Consider the following 18558-nt stretch of genomic DNA (forward strand, 5'->3'; position numbering starts at 1 on the left):
TTCTGTTCCCTTTTGAGCCCTCATAAGGCAATTAAATTTAAGCGTATCTTTGTTTCTTCAGTGCGCATTCTTATACGTAAAGGCAAAACCATTGTATAATGGAAGTGGAAGAATTATGAGCTATTGAATCAGAATCTTGATTCAAATAGAGGGGATGGTTACAAATGAATGCTGAAATCATTGGAATCGGTTCAGAGTTATTACTCGGACAAATCGCAAACACGAACGCACAGTTCATCTCACAACGCCTAGCTGATCTTGGAATTAATGTTTTCTATCACACGGTAGTTGGCGATAATAATGAGCGTTTAAAACAGGCGATTGAAGTCGCTCAGACGCGCTCAGACCTACTCGTTTTCACAGGTGGACTTGGTCCGACGAAAGATGATCTTACGAAAGAAACGATCGCAGAAACTCTTAATAAACAGCTTGTTTATAACGAAGAGGCGATGAAAACGATTCAAGCTTATTATGACAAAACAGGTGCTCCTATGTCGGAAAATAACCGTAAACAGGCACTAGTCCTAGAAGGTGCTGCCGTTCTTCGAAATGATAATGGCATGGCTCCCGGTATGGCGCTTACGGAGAACAACCACACGTACATGCTTTTCCCAGGTCCTCCGAAAGAACTTTACCCGATGTTTACAAACTATGCAGAGCCCTATTTACTTGGCCAGCTGAAGCAAGGAGATACGATTGTCTCACGTGTTCTTCGGTTTTTTGGTATTGGAGAATCGAGGCTTGAAACAGAACTTGAAGACTTAATTGATCAGCAAACGAACCCTACAATTGCGCCGCTTGCAGGAGAGTGGGAAGTGACGCTTCGTTTAACCGCAAAAGCTGACTCAAAAGAAGAAGCAAACAAGTTGATTGATGAAACTGAAAAGAAAATTCATGCACGCGTTGGAACTTTTTTGTATGGGTATGGAGAGACATCACTTCCAAAAGAAGTCTTTTTAATGCTAAAGGATCGGAACTGGTCGATCTCAACAGCAGAGAGTCTAACAGGCGGGATGTTTAGTCAGGAGTTAACAGATCTCCCTGGAGTATCATCACTTTTCTACGGTGGGGTTGTGTGTTACTCTAACGAAGTAAAGCGAGAGATCGGCGTATCAAAAGAGACACTGGAAGCATACGGTGCCGTAAGTGAAGAATGTGCGATTGAACTCGCTAGAAGCGTAAAAGCGAAATATAAAACAGACGTCGGCATCAGTTTTACAGGGGTTGCAGGCCCTGATCCTAGTGAAGGGAAAGACGCTGGCACTGTTTATATCGGTGTCGCCGCACCATCTGGTGAAAAAGTGGTTGCCCTGAATCTTGCTGGGAACCGCAATGCGATTCGCAAACGTACTGTGAAACATGGATTTAATACATTATTGAAGTTAGAAAGGTGAATGTCCTAAGTTATGAAGAATTTTGAAGACTTTGCACTATCAAACGAAGTGAAAAAAGCTGTGCTCGAGCTTGGCTTTAAAGAAGCCACTCCCATCCAGGAAAAAGCTCTTGAACCAATTTTAGAAGGAAGAGATATGATTGGTCAGGCACAGACGGGTACAGGGAAAACAGCCGCTTTTGGTATTCCTGTGATTGAGAAAGTAAAGAAAATTGGTGGTCCTGAAGCGATCATCTTAACTCCAACACGTGAGCTTGCGATGCAGGTAGCGATTGAACTGCAGAAGCTTTCAAAATACAAAGGCTTAAATGTTCTCGCGGTATATGGCGGAGAACCAATCTATCATCAAATTCGCGCTTTAAAAAGAGGCGTTAACATTGTGGTTGGAACACCGGGACGTATGCTTGACCATCTGAAGCGCAAGACGCTTCGCACGGATAATATTCATACAGCGATTCTTGATGAAGCAGATGAAATGCTTGATATGGGCTTTATTGATGATATTGAACTGATTTTTAAGCAGCTTCCTGTTAAGCGTCAGTCACTTTTATTTTCCGCTACTATTCCTGCACCAATTCGTAAGCTTTCAAGTAAGTATTTGAAAGATCCGATTACCATTTCCGTTTCTAAAGGGGATGTCACCGCTGATACAGTGGAGCAAGTGTATTACCGCACGTTCGAAAGTGACAAATTTGATACGCTCTGTCGCGTGATTGAAAGCGAAGATATTCGCCTTGGTATTATTTTCACTAAGACGAAAAAAGGAGCTGCGCAAGTTACGGAATCATTGAAAAAGCGTGGGTACCGAGCAGAAGAGCTTCATGGTGACTTGACACAGCAACAGCGATCTAAAGTCATGAATCTCTTTAGACGATCACAAGTGAACTTCCTTGTCGCCACAGATATCGCTGCAAGGGGCATCGATGTGGCACATGTAAGCCACGTCATTAACTATGATATCCCTGAGGATCCAGAACGCTATGTCCATCGTATTGGACGCACGGGTCGCGCTGGAAACAAAGGGATTGCGCTAACGCTTGTAACGCCAAAGGATATGCGCTTCCTTCAGTCAATTGAATCAAAGATCAAGTTAAATCTTTCAGCTGAGCCTCTCCAAGATGAGACGGTAGATCTTGATAACATCGTCAAATCTGTTGAAAAGCAGCTGAAAAAACAGAAAACTGATTCAACGGCCAGAGAAACGGCTGATCTTCTACTTGCAAAATACAACGCTGAAGATCTTGTTCAAGCATTCCTTGAAAATGCCATACAAGAGAAGCAAAACACGACGCCTTCTGAATATAACTTCGGTGAAACTGGAGGACAGAACGGAATGGTTCGTTTCTTCTTGAATGTGGGTCGTAACATTGATCTTCATCCTAAAAAACTGCTAAGTGAGCTTTCAGCTATGGCTGGTGTTGAGACAGAATCAGTAGGCCGCATTGATATCTTTGAGAAATTCTCATTCTTTGAAGTGCATGAAGACGTGGCACCGTTCGTCTATGAAGCGCTTCGAGCTGGTGGTGTTGATGGTAAATCAATCCACTTAGAACCTGCAAAACCACAAAAAAGCAGAGTGTAAAAAATGTGACGATCAGCTCCAATAGGGGGCTGGTCGTTCTTCTTTCATCGTTCATTCATAGAGCGAAAGAAAAAGTCAATAGACTCTTGAAATAAAAAAAGACGAATAAATGTTCGGTTTTCTATTGGCAAATGACCTAAAAAGAGATATGATAGTGATAGCTTAATAACGAGGAGGAATTCATTCGTGAGTGATCGTAAAGCTGCCTTAGATATGGCACTTAGACAAATAGAAAAACAATTCGGTAAAGGTTCAATCATGAAACTCGGCGAACAAGCTGAGCAAAGAGTCTCTACGGTATCCACTGGTTCACTGGCTCTTGATATTGCTCTTGGTGTAGGAGGGTATCCAAGAGGCCGTGTCATCGAAGTTTACGGCCCGGAATCTTCTGGTAAAACTACCGTTGCTCTTCATGCCATTGCAGAAGTTCAGCGTAACGGCGGTCAGGCCGCATTTATCGATGCTGAGCACGCACTTGATCCGGTTTATGCAGAAAAGCTTGGTGTTAACATTGATGAGCTATTGCTTTCTCAACCTGACACAGGAGAGCAAGCCCTAGAAATCGCTGAAGCGCTCGTACGAAGTGGAGCAGTTGATATGGTCGTTGTTGACTCCGTTGCTGCCCTTGTACCAAAGGCTGAAATCGAAGGTGAAATGGGAGATGCACACGTTGGTTTGCAGGCGCGTTTAATGTCTCAAGCGCTTCGTAAGCTTTCTGGTGCGATTAATAAATCCAAAACAACCGCGGTCTTTATTAACCAAATTCGTGAAAAAGTTGGGGTTATGTTCGGAAATCCAGAAACAACTCCAGGCGGACGTGCACTGAAATTCTATTCATCTGTTCGATTAGAAGTTCGTCGTGCTGAGACGCTGAAACAGGGTAATGATATGGTCGGTAACAAAACGCGTATTAAAGTTGTAAAGAACAAGGTGGCTCCGCCGTTTAAACAGGCAGAAGTCGACATCATGTACGGGGAAGGTATTTCCAAGCAGGGTGAGATCCTTGATATTGGTTCTAACCTTGAAATCGTTCAGAAGAGCGGCGCATGGTTCTCATTCGAAGGCGAACGCCTTGGACAGGGTCGCGAAAATGCGAAACAATTCTTGAAAGAAAACCCGGCAATGGAAGCTGAGATTGAAGGGCGTATTCGCGCTCATCATAATCTTGATGCCGATAAGCAAGTGGATGAAGCGGCTGCAGGTAAAGAAACGCTTCTTCCTGACGAAGAATAAAAGCTTTGAAAAAGCCGGTCACTAAGACCGGCTTTTTCTCTAACTACATAGTCTTTGTATACTAGTCTTTTCACCATAAAACTTACTGGATTTCCATGATCAGGCAGTGAATGACCATTCAATTACAAAGTTATCACGAGAAGTTTAAGGCGTAAAAATGAGCTAGAAAGAGATATTTAAAGGGATTTTGCCTCTATGTGCTCTCTTGACAACCTTTACGCTGAAAGATACAATATTAATTGTATAATTATAATTTTCTAGTAAAATTATACTTTACTCTTAAAAGATGACATGTGCTGGATTGAAATCTTGCAAGTGGTACTAAGAATTAACATGACAGCAAACCAACAAGTTGATAGCAGGAGGAGGTGAGTTCGATGGATATAGTGATCATCATCTCCACTATGCTGGTCTCTGCAGTAGTCGGAGCAGTTGTTGGATTTCTTGTTCGCAAAACGATTGCTGAAGCGAAAATCTCCAGTGCAGAAATGGAAGCGCAACGGATTATCAAAGAGGGTAAAAACGACGCTGAAGCTTTGAAAAAGGAAGCTATGCTTGAAGCGAAGGACGAGAATCATAATCTTCGTGTTGAAGCTGAGCGTGAAATTCGTGAACGCAGAAATGAGTTACAAAAACAAGAGAATCGTTTGGTACAAAAAGAAGAGGTCCTTGATCGTAAAAGTGAGACTCTTGACAAAAAAGAGGATTCCCTCGAAAGAAGAGAGGACTCTCTCACCAAAAAACAACGACAAATTGAAGAGATGGAAGGCAAAGTGGAGGAGTTGCTTCAAGAGCAACAACACGAGCTTCAGCGAATTTCCGGTTTAACGAGGGAAGAAGCGAAGCAAATCATCTTCCGTGAAAGCGAGCAGGAACTTGAGCATGAATTAGCGCAGATGGTGAAAGAGCGCGAGAACTTTGCGAAAGAAGAAGCTGATAAGAAAGCGAGAGAAGTCCTATCGCTTGCGATTCAGCGCTGTGCTGCGGATCATGTTGCAGAAACAACGGTTTCCGTTGTTAACCTGCCTAATGATGAGATGAAAGGTCGGATCATTGGTCGTGAAGGCCGAAACATTCGAACTCTTGAAACGCTAACGGGGATTGACCTAATTATCGATGATACACCTGAGGCAGTTATTTTGTCCGGTTTTGATCCGATTCGAAGAGAAATTGCTCGTAATGCCCTGGATAAACTCGTACAGGATGGTAGAATTCACCCTGCACGAATTGAAGAAATGGTTGAGAAATCACGCAGGGAAGTGGATGAATACATTCGCGAAGTGGGAGAACAATCCACATTTGAAATTGGAGTTCACGGACTCCACCCAGATCTTATTAAGATTCTGGGCCGATTGAAGTTCCGTACAAGTTATGGACAGAATGTCTTGAAGCATTCTATGGAAGTAGCTTATTTAACCGGTCTAATGGCCGCAGAGCTTGGAGAAGATGTACAGCTTGCACGTCGCGCTGGTCTCCTTCACGATCTCGGTAAAGCGATTGACCACGAAGTTGAAGGTAGCCACGTTGAAATTGGCGTCGAGCTTGCAACGAAGTATAAAGAGCATCCGGTTGTTATTAATGCAATCGCATCTCACCATGGTGATACGGAAGCAACATCAGTAATCTCCACGCTTGTGGCAGCAGCCGACGCTCTATCAGCTGCACGTCCAGGAGCGCGTCGTGAAACGCTTGAGACGTACATTCGTCGTCTTGAGAAGCTTGAAGAAATTTCTGAGTCGTTTGAAGGCGTTGAGAAATCATTCGCTATTCAAGCAGGTCGAGAAATTCGGATTATGGTAAAACCTGATCTAGTCGATGACGTTTCATCGTATCGTCTTGCACGAGAGATTACAAAGAAAATCGAAAATGAACTGGACTACCCTGGGCACATTAAGGTCACGGTCATCCGTGAAACAAGGGCAGTTGAGTATGCAAAATAAAGCGATGCCGCGCGCATCGCTTTATTTAATTTCACCAAAAACTTACGAATGATACTTTCTTTTGATAAACTGATAAAGAATGAAAACAGAGATTGGAGCATTAATATGAAGATTTTATTTATTGGAGACGTTGTCGGTTCTCCTGGACGCAATATGGTTTCAACCTATTTACCTCGCTTAAAGAAAAAATATAAACCTACCTTTACAATTGTAAATGGAGAAAATGCTGCAAGTGGGCGTGGCATTACAGAAAAAATTTATCGTGGCTTTCTTGAGTCAGGTGCTCAAGTCATTACAATGGGGAACCATACGTGGGATAACCGAGAGATTTTTGAATTTATTGATCGTGCTCCGAAGCTCGTCAGACCTGCAAATTATCCAGAAGGAACACCTGGAAATGGATCAACGATTGTAAACATAAATGGCATTGAAGTTGGCGTCATTAACCTGCAAGGTCGAACGTTTCTTCCTGCAATGGATGATCCCTTCCGTAAAGCGGATGAACTGATTGAAGAAATGAGAGAAAGGACACCAGTTATTTTTGTTGATTTTCATGCAGAAACAACAAGTGAAAAACAAGCGATGGGCTGGTACCTTGATGGAAGAGTAACCGCGGTTGTTGGAACGCACACTCATGTGCAAACGGCTGATGAGCGTATTTTGCCTGGCGGGACAGCTTACTTAACAGATGCTGGGATGACAGGACCTTACGATGGCATTCTAGGTATGGAGCGAGAAGCTGTTATCAATAAGTTCCTGACAACGATGCCTGTGAGGTTTGAAGTAACGAAAGGGCGGGAACAACTTAGTGGGGTCTTTTTAACACTAGATCCAAAAACTGGTAAGGCCACCAAGATTGAACGGATTGCCATTAACGACGACCATCCATTCTATGATTAAAGAACGTTTGGAAAAAATGGCGGAAACAGCAGGAATACAAGCTTCTTACAAGGAATATAGTCTAGAGTGGTAATGGATGATCAAATTAAGGAGGGGCTATAATGGATATATTAAAAGTTTCAGCAAAATCCAATCCTAATTCTGTAGCTGGTGCACTTGCGGGCGTCCTTCGGGAACGCGGAAATGCCGAGATTCAAGCGATTGGAGCAGGTGCACTAAATCAGGCTGTGAAGGCAGTAGCCATCGCAAGAGGGTTTGTAGCACCTAGTGGCGTTGACCTCATTTGTATCCCTGCTTTCACTGATATATTAATTGATGGTGAAGAGCGTACCGCAATTAAGCTTATTGTAGAGCCTCGCTAAATAGTTCCGTCAGAAAAACCTGTTTGTTTTTACAAACAGGTTTTTTATACTTTTATTTGAACCATAGGAAGCATGAAGGAGGATCATCATGAATATAGTAGATGCACATTGTGACGTGCTATGTAAAATGTGGCTTAACCCGTCTCTCTCATTTGAGAATGGTCAAAGCCTTCATACGAATCTTGAACAAATGAGGAAAGCGGGAGCAAAGCTACAGCTCTTTGCGATTTACGTTCCAGAAAACGTGCCAGATTCCGCTAAATTTGATTGTGCGCTAGAGATGGTGGATATTTTCCATGAGAAAATTGTAAAACCTTATGATGACGTCGTAGCAGTCTATTCAAAAAAAGAAGCAGAACAGCTTCCTAAAGGGAAAATAGGTGTGATGCTAACACTAGAGGGTGTTGATGCGATTGGGCGCGAAGCAACAAGGTTAAAAACATTGATCAGACTCGGCGTGCGATCAGTTGGTTTAACATGGAACTATGGGAATGCAACGGCTGACGGTATCCTTGAATCGCGAGGCGCAGGATTAACCGATTTTGGTAGAAGCGTTGTTGATTTACATAACCAGCATCGGATTTGGACAGATGTTTCCCATCTTTCTGTACGGGCCTTCTGGGATGTCGTCGAACATGGACGATATGTACTCGCAAGTCATTCCAATGCAAAAGCGATTTGCACGCACCCAAGGAACCTTGATAACCAGCAGTTAACGTCTTTAATCGAAAAGGATGCCTTAATCGGTGTTACTTTTGTACCAAAGTTTTTGCGTAATGACCGCAATGCTAGTGTTTCGGATATTATCCATCATATTGAACACATTTGTAGCCTCGGGGGTGCGGAAAATATAGGACTTGGCTCTGATTTTGATGGTATTGATCAAGTTCCGAAAGATCTAACATGTTACAGCGACTATCCTCGACTTATTGAGGAGCTACATCGCTATTACAATGACGACCAGGTAAAGGGCTTTTTAGGTGAAAATTTGATTGCTAGAGTCCCTAGCTAAGTAAGAATTTAGGAATTGTCAGTTTTAAGAGCAGGGAATTATCATCCTATTTCGAACTAGTAATATAAGCAAGCGGTTTCAGGTACTAGATTAGAAAGGGTGGGACGTTATGATCGAACAACTTTCGTGGAAAGTTGGAGGACAGCAGGGTGAAGGAATAGACAGTACAGGAGAAATATTTGCAATTGCATTAAATCGACTTGGCTACTATTTATACGGTTACCGGCATTTCTCGTCCCGTATTAAAGGCGGGCATACGAATAATAAAATTCGCGTTAGCACGAAAGAAGTTCGAGCGGTTTCAGATGACCTCGACATGCTGATTGCGTTTGATCAAGAAACGATCGACGTCAATGCACATGAACTTCATAGTAGAGGAATCATTATAGCCGATGCCAAATTTAAACCAGTAAAGCCTGATCATTGTCAGGCGACACTTGTTATCATTCCCTTTACTGAAATCGCGACTGAACTTGGCACTTCTTTAATGAAAAACATGGTAGCAATCGGGGCTACGAGTGCTGCTCTAGGTATAGAGACTGCGACGTATCAAGCCGTAGTAGAAGAAATTTTTGGGCGAAAAGGCGAAAAAGTCGTCAACAATAACATGGAGGCTATTCAGCGTGGTGCCGATGCTTATACAGCTTCTGCTGGGGAAAGTGTCCAAACACTTTCTCTTAAAAAAGCAGATGGGAAAAATCGCCTGTTCATGATTGGCAATGACGCGATTGCACTAGGGGCGCTTGCAGGTGGAGCAAGGTTAATGGCAGCTTACCCAATCACCCCAGCATCAGAAATCATGGAATACTTAATTAAGAAGCTTCCGGAATTTGGTGGCACCGTTGTGCAAACAGAGGATGAAATCGCGGCGGCAACGATGGCTATAGGTTCAAACTATGCGGGGGTTAGAACGTTAACGGCATCTGCCGGACCGGGGTTATCGCTCATGATGGAAGCCATCGGGTTATCTGGTATTACCGAAACGCCGCTCGTCATCGTCGACACCCAGCGCGGTGGGCCAAGTACTGGACTTCCAACGAAGCAGGAGCAGTCGGATTTGCTGGCGATGATTTATGGCACGCATGGGGAGATTCCTAAGATTGTCATTGCGCCGAGTACGGTTGAGGAAGCATTCTATGATGCGATTGAAGCGTTTAATCTCGCAGAGGAATATCAGTGTCCCGTTATTTTACTCTCAGATCTTCAATTATCTCTTGGCAAGCAATCCGTTGAGCCGCTTGATTACAATAAAATCAACATTCGAAGGGGTAAGCTGAACGATCAAGAAATCGCTGAAAGAGAAGATAAGTCGTACTATAAACGTTTTGAAATTACGGATGATGGCGTTTCAAATCGTGTCATTCCAGGAACGAAAAATGGTATTTTTCACGTAACCGGTGTTGAGCACGATGAAACAGGTAAACCGTCAGAAGTTCCGCAAAATCGAAAAAATCAGATGGAGAAAAGACTTCGTAAAATTCAAAACATCTCCTTTCAAAATCCGATTTACACAGTAGCGCCGCATGAAGCGCCTGATTTGCTGCTAATTGGTTTTAACTCGACGAGAGGAAGTATCGAGGAAGTTATCCCAAGACTTGAAGCAGATGGCTTAAAAGTCAATCATGCTCAAATTCGTCTTGTACATCCATTTCCAGCAGATGAGCTTAAGCCATTGTTACAAGCGGCGAAGAAAGTGATTGTGATTGAACACAATGCAACCGGCCAGCTGGCAAGTCTCGTAAAAATGAACGCGGGGTACGGTGAAAAGATTGAAAGTATATTAAAATACGACGGCAATCCATTCTTACCAGGTGATATCCATCAACAATGTAAGGAGATGTTCGCGAATGGCCACATTTAAAGATTTTCGTAATCAGGTAAAGCCAAACTGGTGCCCTGGCTGTGGAGATTTCTCCGTACAAGCAGCCATTCAACGAGCGGCTGCGAATGTGGGACTAGAACCAGACGATCTTGCCGTCATTTCTGGAATTGGCTGCTCGGGTCGTATTAGTGGCTACATCAATGCGTATGGTTTCCATGGGATTCATGGGCGTTCGCTACCAATTGCACAGGGCGTGAAAATGGCAAATCGCGATTTAACCGTGATTGCGTCCGGGGGAGATGGCGATGGCTTTGCGATCGGAATGGGGCACACGATCCATGCGATGAGGCGAAATATAGACATCACGTATATCGTGATGGACAATCAAATCTATGGTTTAACGAAAGGGCAGACCTCTCCAACGAGTGCAGAAGGGTTTAAAACGAAAAGTACGCCTTCTGGATCAATTGAATCTTCTCTCTCCATCATGGAACTCGCGCTCTCAAGCGGCTGTGGTTTTGTAGCACAAAGCTTTTCAACCGATTTAAAGGACCTCGTAGCGATCATTGAACAAGGAATTCAACATAAAGGCTTTTCATTGATTAATGTGTTTAGCCCGTGCGTGACGTTCAATAAAGTGAATACGTATGACTGGTTTAAACAAAATCTTATTAGTTTAAATGATATTGAAGGCTATGATCCACACAATCGGATGATGGCGATGCAAACATTAATGGAGCACAATGGACTTGTAAAAGGATTAATTTACGAGAATCCAACTCGTCCATCGTACCAAGAATCAGTTCGAGGATATAGTTCTAGTGCGTTATCAAAACAAGACTTAAATCTTCCTGAAGAAAAATTTACAGAGTTAATGGCTGAGTTTATGTAAGGCGACGAACCCTTCAAGTAATGAAGGGTTTTTTTATGCTGAAAAGGATGAACGAATCTTTTCCATAAATAAAACTATAAGTGTCCTTGTATGGAGGACATATCACCTTTACGTTATAAGTGATAAATGATACGATGTTTGTGATAACAGTGTTTGAAGAACGTTTTGAAAAAGTGAGGTGTACGCTGTGGAAGGAAAAATGAAGGCGATTGTGAAACACGAACGTAGCAAAGGTGCTCAGCTGCAAACCGTCGATATTCCACAAATTAATGATAATGAAGTATTAATTCAAGTAAAGGCAACTTCGATTTGCGGTACGGATGTACATATTTATACGTGGGATGAATGGTCCCAGAGTCGCGTCAATCCTCCTTATGTTTTTGGACATGAGTTTGCGGGAGTTGTCGTAGAAAAAGGAAAGAACGTAACGAACCTGGAGGTTGGAGACCATGTTTCAGCAGAAACACATATTGTTTGCAACCAATGTCCACAATGTTTAACAGGGAAGTTTCATATTTGCGAAAATACTAAAATTATTGGTGTCGACACGGATGGCTGCTTTGCAGAATACGTCGCGCTCCCATCTCAAAACATCTGGAAAAATCCTGAGTCACTATCATTTGATGTGGCTTCTGTACAAGAGCCGATGGGTAACGCCGTTCATACAGTACTCGCTGGAGACGTAGCTGGAAAGACAGTAGCGATTATCGGTTGTGGCCCGATTGGGATTATGGCTGTAGGGGTTGCGAAGGCAGCTGGTGCTTCACAGGTTATCGCACTTGATTTAAATGATTATCGTCTGAACCTTGCGAAAGAAATGGGCGCAACGACTGTCATTAATTCTCGAAACGAAGATCCACTTCACGTTGTGAAAGAGCTGACTAACGGGCACGGTGTTGACGTTGTTTGTGAAATGTCAGGACATCCAATCGCGATGAACCAGGGCTTTAAAATGGTAACAAACGGTGGACGTGTTTCCATCCTTAGTTTGCCAGTCCGTCCTGTTGAAATTGATGTTACGAATGACATTGTTTTTAAAGGCATAACCGTTCAAGGCATTACAGGAAGAAAAATGTTCGAAACTTGGCGCCAGGTGTCCGGGCTTTTGCAGTCAGGACAGGTAGATGTGGAGCCGATGATTACGCATCACTTCCCGCTTGAAGACTTTGAAAAAGGCTTCGAATTAATGATTGAAGGTAAATGTGGTAAGGTAGTATTACATCCATAAGGCTCACACGTGAGCCATTACATACTAATGAGGAGGCCGATCAATGAAAGGTTTTGAATATCTCCAAGAAGAGCTTGATCAAATGCAGGAGGAAGGTGTTTTTCGTAACTTGATTCCACTTGAGTCTGCTCAAGGGTCACGCGTTACGATTAAAGGAAAAAACGTTATTCAGCTATCTTCAAACAACTATCTCGGACTGACGGACCATCCGAAAATGAAGCAAGCAGCGATTGAAGCCGTTGAAAAATACGGTGCAGGAACAGGCTCTGTTCGAACCATTGCTGGAACGCTCTCCATGCACGAACAGTTTGAAGAAAAGCTTGCTGAATTTAAACATACGGAAGCGGCACTCGTTCTTCAATCAGGATTTGCTACAAATCAGGCGGTCCTTTCAGCGATCCTAACAAAAGAAGATGTCGTTATTTCTGATGAACTAAACCACGCTTCGATTATCGATGGCATTCGCTTAACAAAAGCGGGACGTCGTATTTACAAGCATACGGATATGGAAGATCTCGAGAGCGCATTGAAAGAAACGCAAGATTATCGCACGCGTCTTGTTGTCACAGACGGGGTCTTCTCAATGGACGGAAACATTGCGCCGCTAACTGAAATTGTCGAGCTATGTGAAAAGTATGATGCACTTGTCATGGTTGATGACGCTCATGCAAGTGGCGTACTTGGTGAGAACGGCCGTGGAACGGTTGACCACTTTGGCTTAAACGGACGCGTTCACATTCAGGTTGGGACACTTAGTAAGGCGATTGGCGTTCTTGGTGGTTACATTGCAAGTACGAAAACACTTCGCGATTACTTGATTCATAAAGGTCGTCCGTTCTTATTTAGTACATCTCATCCTCCTGCAGTAACAGCAGCTTGCTCAGCAGCAATTGATGTTCTTGTAGAAGAGCCTGAATTGATTGAGAAGCTTTGGGACAACACAAAATTCTTTAAAGCTGGGTTAAAAGAGCTTGGTTTTGATACAGGGATTAGTGAAACACCAGTAACACCTGTCATCATTGGTGATGAGGCACTTACGCATAAGTTTTCCGATAAGCTATTTGAAAACGGCGTGTTTGCGCAGGGGATTGCTTTTCCAACTGTTGCAAAAGGAAAAGGCCGCGTGCGTACGATCGTAACGGCTCAGCATTCAAAAGAAGACCTTCAAGAAGCATTAGACGCATTTGAGAAGTCTGCAAAAGAGCTTGGAATACTATAAAAGAAAGAGAGAGGGGGCTGATCCTCCTCTTTTTTTTCGGCTAATGGGGTCATTCTTTATTTGTTCACCTAATCGTGCTCTGAGGCTTTTCCAGGTTTTATTGATTAAATACTCTGAACCCCTTATAATAAAGGAATGTCCATTAGTTACACATTTCTTAATTGACAATAAAGGATAACGAATAAAACGGAAGCTTTTATAGAATTTATTTCTATTAGCGAGGTTTTTCTAAGTTTAGGAGCATTGAGCTCTTTTTCATAGCAGGGTCATCCTTTTTAATTAGAAAGGAGTCGAACGACATGAACGAACAGCAGCGCCTGGATTCGCAAATCAATGTAAAGAAAACAGAGAAAACGACCGAAGATTACGCGAAGTATTTCCAGACAACGTACCAGGCACCTAACTTAAAAGATGCCAAGCGCAGAGGAAAAGAAAATGTAAACGTTCATTACGATTTTGAAATTCCAGAGAATATTAAAAACCTTGGGAAAGATAAGAAGTTTTTGATTCGCACGTACGGATGTCAAATGAATGAACACGATACAGAAGTAATGGCAGGGATTTTTGAAGAAATGGGTTTTGAAGCTACAACGGAGGTCACAGAGGCGGATGTTGTTCTCCTCAATACGTGTGCGATTCGTGAAAATGCGGAGAACAAAGTATTTGGTGAGCTTGGCCATTTAAAACCATTAAAGATGGAAAATCCGGATTTGATCATTGGTGTATGTGGCTGTATGTCACAGGAAGAATCTGTGGTCAATCGCATCATGCAAAAGCATCAGTTCGTTGATTTAATCTTTGGTACACATAACATTCACCGCCTTCCAGAACTGATGGAGCAAGCAGTCTTTGGTAAAGAAATGGTGATGGAAGTATGGTCAAAAGAAGGTGACATTATTGAAAACCTTCCGCGGACAAGAAAAGGCGAAATCAAAGCATGGGTTAACATCATGTACGGCTGTGATAAATTCTGTACATATTGCATCGTGCCTTATACGCGAGGTAAAGAAAGAAGCCGTCGCCCTGAAGATATTATTCAGGAAGTACGCCACTTAGCAGCAAAAGGCTATAAAGAAGTGACGCTCCTTGGACAGAATGTAAACGCCTACGGGAAAGATTTAGAAGATATTGAGTACGGCCTCGGTGATCTTATGAACGAGATTCATAAGATTGATATTCCTAGAGTTCGTTTCACGACGAGTCATCCACGTGACTTTGATGATCGTCTTGTGGAAGTACTTGGCCAGGGAGGCAATCTTGTCGATCATATCCATCTTCCTGTTCAAAGTGGAAGCAATGAGGTTCTGAAGTTGATGAACCGTCGCTATACGCGCGAGACGTATTTAGAGCTAGTTCGTAAGATTAAAAAGGTTATGCCAAACGCAACCTTTACAACAGATATTATCGTTGGTTTCCCGAATGAAACGGACGAACAGTTCGAAGAAACGATGCAACTTGTAAAAGAAGTAGAGTATGACAGTGCGTATACCTTTATTTACTCCCAACGTGATGGCACGCCAGCAGCTAAAATGACAGATAACGTACCAATGGAAGTGAAGAAAGAACGCCTTCAGCGCTTGAATGCCCTTGTGAATGAAATGGCTGCGAAAAACAACGCTGTTTTTGAAGGGCAAATCGTGGAAGTTCTTGTAGAAGGTGAAAGTAAGAAAAATGCGGATGTTCTTTCTGGCTATACGAGCAAGAACAAAGTGGTTAACTTTAGAGGTCCTAAATCATTAGTTGGTCAAATTGTCCAGGTGAAAATCACAAAAGCAAAAACGTGGTCACTTGATGGCGAATATATTGAAAAAACGGCTGAGGTGAATGCATAATGATATCAAGAATGGAAGTTATTGCAAAAGCAAAAGATCTTGCGAAACTCGTTTCAGAAACAGAAGAAGTCGATTTCTTCAAACGGGCAGAAGAAAAGATCAATGAAAATAAAAAAGTGCAAAGCTTAATTGCGCGAATTAAGTTAGAGCAAAAAGAAGCGGTAAATCTTCAGCACTACAGCAAGCATGAAGCGTTGAAAGAGAAAGATGAGCGGATTGATAAGCTCATGCAGCAGCTGGATGAAATTCCTGTCGTGCAGGAATTCAAACGCTCGCAGTCTGATGTAAATGACCTTCTTCAGCTAGTAGCTAACACGATTTCGAATACAGTGACAGATGAAATTATTGAATCAACTGGTGGGAACGTCCTTGAAGGAACAACAGGCTCAACCCAGCAGGGACCTGGTTGTAAGTAACGGCATAATATGAATACGAAAGCCTTCCAATCGTGAATTGGAAGGTTTTTTTAATGCCATGGGACCTCTTCTTTCGAAATATTCTCTTAATTATCTGGGGTATTATGCTAATATAAGCAGAGAGACGATATAATTTCTAACACGATAGGTGAAAAAGTTGCTTATCTTGCGAGTAGAGAGGTTCGGGGAGTTGACAGATGAAAAGGTATTTTCTAAAGGATGAAACAATTCACGTTCATCTTACTGAATGGGGAGAAAAAGAGCTTCCAGTTATTTTTTGTTTGCACGGTTTAGGGAGCACAAGCTTATCCTTTGTCGAAATAGGGGAGAAGCTTAAAAATCGCTATCGAGTTATTGCAATAGATGCGCCTGGTCATGGGAGAACGCCTCCTTTTAAGCGTGCAGAACAATATGAAATGCCTCAAATGGCTCGGTGGCTGAACGAGATCATCGATCATCTCCAAATCGATCGTTTTTACTTTCTATCACATTCTTGGGGAAGTTTTGTTGCTTTATTTTATCTTCATGATTATGGAGACCGCGTTTTAGGAAGTATTCTAATCGATGGAGGTTACCAAACAAAGCGTTTGGGAAATCAGTCGATGGAAGAAGAAATTGCTTTTTATGAAAAGGATTTTGAAGAGTATGTGGAAACGTGGGATTCTTTTTTAGAAGAAGCGGTATATGGAGGCGTATCTCGCCGTTCATCGTTATTGGATTTAGCTGCTAACGATCTCGCTTTAGAGAAGGACGGTAAATTCTACTGGCATGCGAGAGGCAAGACCGCCGGGTACATCATTCAAGCGATGCACAAACATGAGACGATTGATATCTACGAAGCGTTACCTTCAACGATCATTCTATTAAGAGCAACATTGCCTGAAAGTATGCAAGTTCAGCGGAACCGAATCTCAACCATTTTCAAAGAGAAAACAGGCAGTACGGTTAAATGCATCTCAAACACCACCCACATGCTGCACTGGGATAACCCTGAGATCGTTGTAAATGAAATAAAAACAAGCTGGGAGTAGGTGAATGATACCCCACAGGATGAGAAGGTTCGAGGGGTCATTGAGGCAGGAGAATATTCGAATAATCCTGGCTGGATCGAAACGCAGGAATCGGATCTTGATTGATTAAATCGAGAACATTGACGTTAGCAGTTTAGTACTTTATCGATAGAAGCCATTCTATCAGAGCATGTCTATGAGCACTTTACTTATGAGGAAGGAAAAGAAGCGGCTCTAAATTGCTATTTGTACTCGATTTGATCAAAGTAATGCGCGAGGAAAGTTGGGGTTTGTTTCGCTGATTGTTGATGCCGTTAAATCGGAATAGAACAAATAACCACCTCTATGATTGGAGCGTGAACTTATCATGTCTAACTGGCATACTTGCTCTGCTGAAGTAGCTGAATTTGTTAAGAAATTGATGGTAGAGACGAAAAGGATACTTGGTAGTCATTATGTAGGTTTTTATTTACACGGTTCGTTAGCGATGGGTGGATTTAATCCAAAACGAAGCGATATTGATGTTTTGGTCATTACCAAAAAGGGAGTTACCGTTCAAACGAAAAAACAGTTAGCACAATTGTATTTATCAACTTCAAGAAAGCCATTTCCATTCGAAATGAGTATGCTTCGTGAAAAACACCTGAGGATTAGGGAACACCCGAGTTCCTATGATTTTCATTTTAGCGAATTTTGGAGAGAGCGGTATGAACGTGATTTAGAAACAAATTCCAGTGAATATATAAATGCAGAAGTCCACAAAGACCCAGATCTTGCTGCTCATATTACGATTACGACAGAGCGAGGAATTTGTATCGATGGGCGACCGATTAATCAAACGTTTCCGGGAATCCCAAGGGAACATTATTTATCTTCTATTTTAGTGGATTTCAAAGAATGTGTGGAAGGAATGACCAGGAAGCCTGTTTATAGTATTTTAAACACGATAAGGGTTTATAGGTATGTGAAAGATGGAGTGATTTCATCAAAGAAAGAAGCGGGGATTTGGGGATTAGACTCTTTGCCAAGAGAGATTAAATTAACTGTTCAAAAAGCACTTCATTGTTATGTCGATGGAGAGAGCCCCTATGAATTTAAGCGAGAAGAGTTAATCGTGTTTACTCATTACATAACGAAAGAAGTTCAAGCCTACTTGGTATGACAACTTATTCGTGGAGGGGGTGATCGTTTGCGCATTTTTCATGTCAGTGAAGAAGACGATATTCATGAATTTCAGCCAAGAATTCCTACGCGTCAAGATCTTGACCAATCAAAAGGGCTTGTATGGGCGGTTAATGAAACCTGTTTACCGAACTTTTTAACACCACGAAATTGTCCGCGCGTTTGCTTTCATGTTGGGCCAAATACGTCAGATGCAGATAAGCAAACGTATTTATCTTCGAGTTGTCAACATGCTGTTGTTATTGAAAATAGATGGTTTGAAACGATAACGAAAACAAAACTTTATTTAAATGAGTTCGATCCGATCCATTTTAAACTACAAGACGACAATGCCGGCTACTATGTGAGTGATACAGCCCAAGTTCCAATAAAAAAGATTAAGATTGATCATCCCATTCAGGAGTTATTCCGTCGTCAGGTAGAAGTGAGATTTGTTGATCAGCTGTGGGATATACATGATGAGATCCAACATACAACATTTCATTGGTCAATGTGTCGGATGAAGTTTGCCGTTTCGAAGAGGTAAAAAAGGTAA

General features: G+C 42.3%; 16 protein-coding genes. All 16 read left to right on the top strand.

What is annotated here, in order from left to right:
• Positions 1 to 164 precede the first annotated feature (164 nt).
• A complete protein-coding gene (locus ATG70_RS05855; RefSeq protein ID WP_098443416.1) occupies positions 165 to 1394 on the top strand; it encodes a competence/damage-inducible protein A in 1230 nt (409 codons plus the stop codon).
• 12 nt (positions 1395 to 1406) lie between these two features.
• Positions 1407 to 2975 (top strand): DEAD/DEAH box helicase, encoded by a 1569-nt coding sequence (locus ATG70_RS05860; protein WP_098443417.1) that lies wholly within the window; start codon positions 1407 to 1409, stop codon positions 2973 to 2975.
• Positions 2976 to 3161: 186 nt separating this feature from the next.
• Positions 3162 to 4208, top strand: a complete 1047-nt coding sequence (gene recA / locus ATG70_RS05865) for a recombinase RecA (protein ID WP_098443418.1) — start codon at positions 3162 to 3164, stop codon at positions 4206 to 4208.
• Between the two features lie 377 nt (positions 4209 to 4585).
• Positions 4586 to 6148: a ribonuclease Y gene (rny, locus tag ATG70_RS05870; protein ID WP_098443419.1), complete on the top strand. Its 1563-nt coding sequence runs from the start codon at positions 4586 to 4588 to the stop codon at positions 6146 to 6148.
• Between the two features lie 105 nt (positions 6149 to 6253).
• Complete coding sequence (locus ATG70_RS05875; protein ID WP_098443420.1) at positions 6254 to 7048, top strand: TIGR00282 family metallophosphoesterase; 795 nt, start codon at positions 6254 to 6256, stop codon at positions 7046 to 7048.
• Between the two features lie 101 nt (positions 7049 to 7149).
• Positions 7150 to 7410, top strand: a complete 261-nt coding sequence (gene spoVS, locus ATG70_RS05880; RefSeq protein WP_044391806.1) for a stage V sporulation protein SpoVS — start codon at positions 7150 to 7152, stop codon at positions 7408 to 7410.
• Positions 7411 to 7498: 88 nt separating this feature from the next.
• Complete coding sequence (locus ATG70_RS05885) at positions 7499 to 8422, top strand: dipeptidase (RefSeq protein ID WP_098443421.1); 924 nt, start codon at positions 7499 to 7501, stop codon at positions 8420 to 8422.
• Positions 8423 to 8531: 109 nt separating this feature from the next.
• A complete protein-coding gene (locus tag ATG70_RS05890; RefSeq protein WP_098443422.1) occupies positions 8532 to 10283 on the top strand; it encodes a 2-oxoacid:acceptor oxidoreductase subunit alpha in 1752 nt (583 codons plus the stop codon).
• Complete coding sequence (locus ATG70_RS05895; RefSeq protein WP_098443423.1) at positions 10270 to 11136, top strand: 2-oxoacid:ferredoxin oxidoreductase subunit beta; 867 nt, start codon at positions 10270 to 10272, stop codon at positions 11134 to 11136. The genes ATG70_RS05890 and ATG70_RS05895 overlap by 14 nt, the downstream gene beginning before the upstream one ends.
• Before the next feature lie 187 nt (positions 11137 to 11323).
• On the top strand, positions 11324 to 12364 hold the full coding sequence (gene tdh / locus ATG70_RS05900; protein ID WP_179886195.1) for an L-threonine 3-dehydrogenase: 1041 nt from the start codon (positions 11324 to 11326) through the stop codon (positions 12362 to 12364).
• A gap of 43 nt (positions 12365 to 12407) precedes the next feature.
• The gene (locus ATG70_RS05905; RefSeq protein ID WP_098443424.1) at positions 12408 to 13583 is read left to right on the top strand and encodes a glycine C-acetyltransferase; all 1176 of its coding nucleotides are present in this window, start codon (positions 12408 to 12410) and stop codon (positions 13581 to 13583) included.
• A 299-nt stretch (positions 13584 to 13882) separates the two neighbouring features.
• Positions 13883 to 15415, top strand: coding sequence for a tRNA (N6-isopentenyl adenosine(37)-C2)-methylthiotransferase MiaB (gene miaB, locus ATG70_RS05910; protein ID WP_098443425.1), 1533 nt, complete (start codon positions 13883 to 13885; stop codon positions 15413 to 15415).
• Positions 15415 to 15831 (top strand): RicAFT regulatory complex protein RicA family protein, encoded by a 417-nt coding sequence (locus ATG70_RS05915; protein WP_098443426.1) that lies wholly within the window; start codon positions 15415 to 15417, stop codon positions 15829 to 15831. The genes miaB and ATG70_RS05915 overlap by 1 nt, the downstream gene beginning before the upstream one ends.
• A 197-nt stretch (positions 15832 to 16028) precedes the next feature.
• On the top strand, positions 16029 to 16862 hold the full coding sequence (locus tag ATG70_RS05920) for an alpha/beta fold hydrolase (protein WP_098443427.1): 834 nt from the start codon (positions 16029 to 16031) through the stop codon (positions 16860 to 16862).
• Positions 16863 to 17208: 346 nt separating this feature from the next.
• Positions 17209 to 18003, top strand: coding sequence for an aminoglycoside adenylyltransferase domain-containing protein (locus tag ATG70_RS05930; RefSeq protein WP_098443428.1), 795 nt, complete (start codon positions 17209 to 17211; stop codon positions 18001 to 18003).
• 27 nt (positions 18004 to 18030) lie between these two features.
• Positions 18031 to 18549 carry a DUF6886 family protein gene (locus tag ATG70_RS05935; RefSeq protein WP_098443429.1) on the top strand — a complete coding sequence of 173 codons (519 nt, stop codon included), beginning with the start codon at positions 18031 to 18033 and terminating at the stop codon, positions 18547 to 18549.
• The last annotated feature ends 9 nt before the right edge of the window (positions 18550 to 18558 follow it).

The organism is Bacillus sp. es.036, from assembly GCF_002563635.1.
Classification (GTDB): Bacteria; Bacillota; Bacilli; order Bacillales; family Guptibacillaceae; genus Guptibacillus.

Coding starts and splice junctions, on each gene's coding strand:
- ATG70_RS05855 (WP_098443416.1), top strand. CDS start 165: ATGAATGCTGAAATCATTGGAATCGGTTCAGAGTTATTACTCGGACAA.
- ATG70_RS05860 (WP_098443417.1), top strand. CDS start 1,407: ATGAAGAATTTTGAAGACTTTGCACTATCAAACGAAGTGAAAAAAGCT.
- rny (WP_098443419.1), top strand. CDS start 4,586: ATGGATATAGTGATCATCATCTCCACTATGCTGGTCTCTGCAGTAGTC.
- ATG70_RS05875 (WP_098443420.1), top strand. CDS start 6,254: ATGAAGATTTTATTTATTGGAGACGTTGTCGGTTCTCCTGGACGCAAT.
- spoVS (WP_044391806.1), top strand. CDS start 7,150: ATGGATATATTAAAAGTTTCAGCAAAATCCAATCCTAATTCTGTAGCT.
- ATG70_RS05885 (WP_098443421.1), top strand. CDS start 7,499: ATGAATATAGTAGATGCACATTGTGACGTGCTATGTAAAATGTGGCTT.
- ATG70_RS05890 (WP_098443422.1), top strand. CDS start 8,532: ATGATCGAACAACTTTCGTGGAAAGTTGGAGGACAGCAGGGTGAAGGA.
- ATG70_RS05895 (WP_098443423.1), top strand. CDS start 10,270: ATGGCCACATTTAAAGATTTTCGTAATCAGGTAAAGCCAAACTGGTGC.
- ATG70_RS05905 (WP_098443424.1), top strand. CDS start 12,408: ATGAAAGGTTTTGAATATCTCCAAGAAGAGCTTGATCAAATGCAGGAG.
- miaB (WP_098443425.1), top strand. CDS start 13,883: ATGAACGAACAGCAGCGCCTGGATTCGCAAATCAATGTAAAGAAAACA.
- ATG70_RS05915 (WP_098443426.1), top strand. CDS start 15,415: ATGATATCAAGAATGGAAGTTATTGCAAAAGCAAAAGATCTTGCGAAA.
- ATG70_RS05920 (WP_098443427.1), top strand. CDS start 16,029: ATGAAAAGGTATTTTCTAAAGGATGAAACAATTCACGTTCATCTTACT.
- ATG70_RS05930 (WP_098443428.1), top strand. CDS start 17,209: ATGTCTAACTGGCATACTTGCTCTGCTGAAGTAGCTGAATTTGTTAAG.